At 32.7% G+C, this 3,921-nt stretch carries 2 protein-coding genes; one reads left to right on the plus strand and one right to left on the minus strand.

Annotated features, from left to right (window positions below):
- Nucleotides 1–280 precede the first annotated feature (280 nt).
- Nucleotides 281–1,963 carry a recombinase family protein gene (locus Wcon_RS10575; RefSeq protein WP_237350153.1) on the plus strand — a complete coding sequence of 561 codons (1,683 nt, stop codon included), beginning with the start codon at nt 281–283 and terminating at the stop codon, nt 1,961–1,963.
- A gap of 816 nt (nt 1,964–2,779) precedes the next feature.
- On the opposite strand, the gene Wcon_RS10580 is transcribed toward Wcon_RS10575, so the two are convergent.
- Nucleotides 2,780–3,799 (minus strand): IS110 family RNA-guided transposase, encoded by a 1,020-nt coding sequence (locus Wcon_RS10580; RefSeq protein WP_114517104.1) that lies wholly within the window; start codon nt 3,797–3,799, stop codon nt 2,780–2,782.
- Nucleotides 3,800–3,921 lie beyond the last annotated feature (122 nt).

A 3,921-nucleotide genomic window follows, 5' to 3' on the forward strand; every position in this document is an offset into this window, starting at 1 on the left:
CACCTACGACAATGTTGCCAACAATTTAAAACTTGAAAAAAGTATTTCCAGAAAACTTTTATGTCCAAAAGTAAGAGCTCCATTTATTTATGACGCTAATGACGAACTAATTATCAGCTTTAATGTAGTGGATTAATAATGAGCATATTATTTAAATGGAATGTTATGAACAGTAAAGAAAGATTTGCCATACGAGTTAGTTATGAACCTGATAGGTTGGCAGAGGTATATTTATTAGACGCCTACACAAAATTAATGCCAGTGCTAAAGTATTCAGTAAATGCAAATAAAAAAGAACTTCAAGGAGGATCAAATGTTAACAGTAAGCTTATATGCAAGAGTTTCTTCAGAAAAACAAGTACAAGAGAATACGATTGCAAGTCAACTTTCAGCTTTAGAAAATAAAATTAAAGCAGATGGGCATGAATTGCTAGATGAACATAAATTCGTTGATAATGGCTATAGTGGATCTAATTTAGTTCGTCCTGCCTTAGAAAAATTACGTAATAAAGTAGCAGAAGGTAAAATTGACATAATCTATATTCATTCTCCTGATCGTTTATCGCGTAAATATGCATATCAGATGGTTTTACTTGAAGAATTACAGAAAGCAAAAGTAGAAGTAATTTTTTTAAATAATCAGATTAATGATAGTCCAGAAGCTCATTTATTGTTACAAATGCAAGGTATGATAGCAGAATATGAACACACAAAGATTACTGAAAGATGTCGTCGAGGAAAAATTTATGCAGCTAAAAAAGGTAGTGTAAATGTAATGTGTAGAGCTCCTTACGGCTACCGTTATATAAATAAACAGATGGAAGGAGGGCAAGCTCGGTTTGAAGTTCATGAAGAAGAAGCGGAAGTGGTTCGTAAGCTATTTTCTTGGATAGGCAGAGAAAGAATGAGTGCTGGAGAAGTATGTCGCCAGCTAAATACCATGTCTATCATGTCAGCGAAGGGAAAATGCTGGAATAAAGGCACGCTTTGTGGTACACTAAAAAATCCTGTCTATAAAGGACAAGCAGCTTTTGGTAAAACAAAGGTAGGTGCAAAGCTGCCGCAAATAAGACCATACAAACATTCCTGTGAACAACCTAAAAAGAATAGTTCTACCTATCGTGTTGAAAGGGAACATTGGATTTACATTCCAGTACCTAAAATAGTTGATGAAGATTTGTTTGATATAGTTCAAAAGCAATTAGCTGAGAACGCAAAAAGGCAAAGAGCAAGACAAATAGGAACAACTAATCTATTGCAAGGCTTATTGGTATGCAAGCGTTGCCAGTATTCTTATTATGCTAAAAGATATGGCAAGTCTCAAAAAAAATGTTATCGTTGTATTGGCGCAGATGCTTACCGTTTTGCTGGTAATAAGATTTGTAATAGTAAAACAATTCGTGCTTCTACATTAGAGACAGCTGTGTGGGAAGAAGTTAAAAGCCTATTAAAAAATCCAAACAGAATTTTAAAGGAATATCAGCGTAGGCTTTCAGAACTTCAAAAATCACCATGTGATCAAATAACTGATTCACTTAAAAAACAAGATGATAAGCTGAAACAAGGCATTTCAAGACTTATTGATAGCTATACTCAAGGGTATATTAGCAAAGAAGAATTTGAACCACGAATTAAAGCAGCAAAACAGAGCTTAAAAATAGTTGAAGAGGAAAAGAAAAAAATATTCAATCGAAAAAATCTACAACAAGAATTAACTCTCGTTGTAACCAATTTAGAAGAGTTTTTTTCCAATATTAAATCAAAGCTTGATGATTTAGATTGGCTAACTAAACGTAATGTTATCAGAATATTAGTTAAGCGAATTGAAGTTGATATTGAAGAAGTAAATATAGTGTTTCGAGTAAAAGATATATCTCATTCTACAGAACATAACAATGAAAAAGGTCAAAATTTACAACATTGTCGTAGTAGTCAATATATCTTGCACCACTTGTCCACATGACTATTATATAGCCAGGCTTGGCGTAGCAGGTTTTATGAATAATAGTGAGGATAAGAGAAGAAAAAAATTAGAAATTCGTATTCTATCAAGTAGAGGTAGGTTCTCTAATTGCATGAAAGTCAATAATAATTTTTTGTATCATGAAAAATATTTTTTGATATAAAATTCAGCTCTAATGCAACCTTTTATTTACTATTGTATTATCTTATTCAATCAAAAGGGGTTTTATTGGCAATAAAAACACCAGCACTAAATTTCTAATTAATCTCTTTTAAATTATGCAGCCAATGAATATGTGAATAAGTTCTCTAATTGCATAAAAGTCAACAATAATTTTTTGTATCATGAAAAATATTTTTTGATGTAAAATTCAGCTCTAATACAACCTTTTATTTATTATTGTATTATCTTATTCAATCAAAAGAGGTTTTATTGGCAATAAAAACATCAACACTAATTTCCAATTAATCTCTTTTAAACTATGTAGCCAATGAATATGTGGATAAATACGTCCACACAAACTTAAAGTATTTATCCACATATTCATTAAGCTTATAAAAACTAAGGTATCATTCTTTTCCTCTATAGTCTTAATGATTTTACATAAGTTAAAAGTAGCATGCTTCCATTGTTCTCTCCGCGGTCTAATATGGCTAATTTATATTGTAGCCAAGCCGCACTATACTTGTAGGCGGAAGTGGACGGCAACATGTACGCCACGAAGTCTATGCTTCAACTTATCCTCTTGCTTATCCCTTCCATCGGCATTGCTATCTTTACTTTCAGTAAAATTATTGTTTTATACTTCTTTAGTGTTTATTGATAGCAAAACTCTTTTCTATCGATTAGCATCTTGTGCATAATCACGGCTAATTTTCTTGCTACTGCAACAATTGCTTTTTTCATGCCCTTTTTCTTTTTAAGCTTCAATCCCCAGCTTCTTAATTTAAATGTCCTTTTACATTTTACCAGTAAGACCTGCGCGGCTTCATATAACATATTCCTACAGTCCACTGGTCCCATTTTTGATATACTTCCGTGTCGATCAATCTCACCAGAAGCGTACTGTCTTGGACTTAATCCCATATAGGCTCCAACTGTATAAGATGTTTCAAACCTATGCAGATCATCTATTGCAGCTTTATATGTCATTGCTACTATAATACCAACTCCTGGAACAGTAGTTAATAATTTACAATCCTCATCTTTTTTGCTTTGTTCTGAGAGCATTTTATCAAGTTTTCTTGTTGATTCTTCTATTATTTCTAAACTATGTACTAATGATTCAATTGAGGTTTGGCTAATTTCATCTAGATTATTAACCATTTCTTGCACTTTTAAAGCAAAGTTTGCAGAACTAAGACGTTGATTAACTTTTATCCCGTATATTTTCAGTAATCCCCTTATTGTTCCCGCAATTTGCTCTCTGCAACGTATTAATTGTCTTCTGCTTCCAAGTATTATTTTAACCTGACAAGCTTCGTCTGATTTTACTAATACCTCCTTAAATAGCCCAACTCTCATCATTTGTGCTATGCCTCTTGCATCATTTTTATCATTCTTATTGATTCTCGCAGATAATGCTGCTGCCATATGCCTTGCATCTACACAAGTTACTGGTAATCCAAGATTCCTCAACTCTTTGCACATCGATATTGATAATTGCCCGCTTTCTATTCCTATGGACTCGTATTTTTTGTTTTGACCAAGCAGAAACTCAGCTATTGCACTGCTTTCACTTGCAACAACCCCTTCTTTAACAATTTTTCCTTTCTCATCAATGATACTAATAAAAGTTTCTTTGAGTGAGACATCTAACCCGCTATAATGTTTCATGAGACTACTCCTACTGTAAAAGTTTAAATTATTCTTGAAGAACTAATTCATTGAATTTGTTACTTCGTGCTAAAATAATGGAGTATGTCTCTCCATCATTCAATAGCAATTACAGTATGTAC

It is taken from the genome of Wolbachia endosymbiont of Cylisticus convexus (assembly GCF_003344345.1).

Bases quoted from the DNA above. Each gene is read 5' to 3' on its own strand.
- Wcon_RS10575 (WP_237350153.1), top strand. From the start codon at position 281: ATGCAAATAAAAAAGAACTTCAAGGAGGATCAAATGTTAACAGTAAGC.
- Wcon_RS10580 (WP_114517104.1), bottom strand. From the start codon at position 3,799: ATGAAACATTATAGCGGGTTAGATGTCTCACTCAAAGAAACTTTTATT.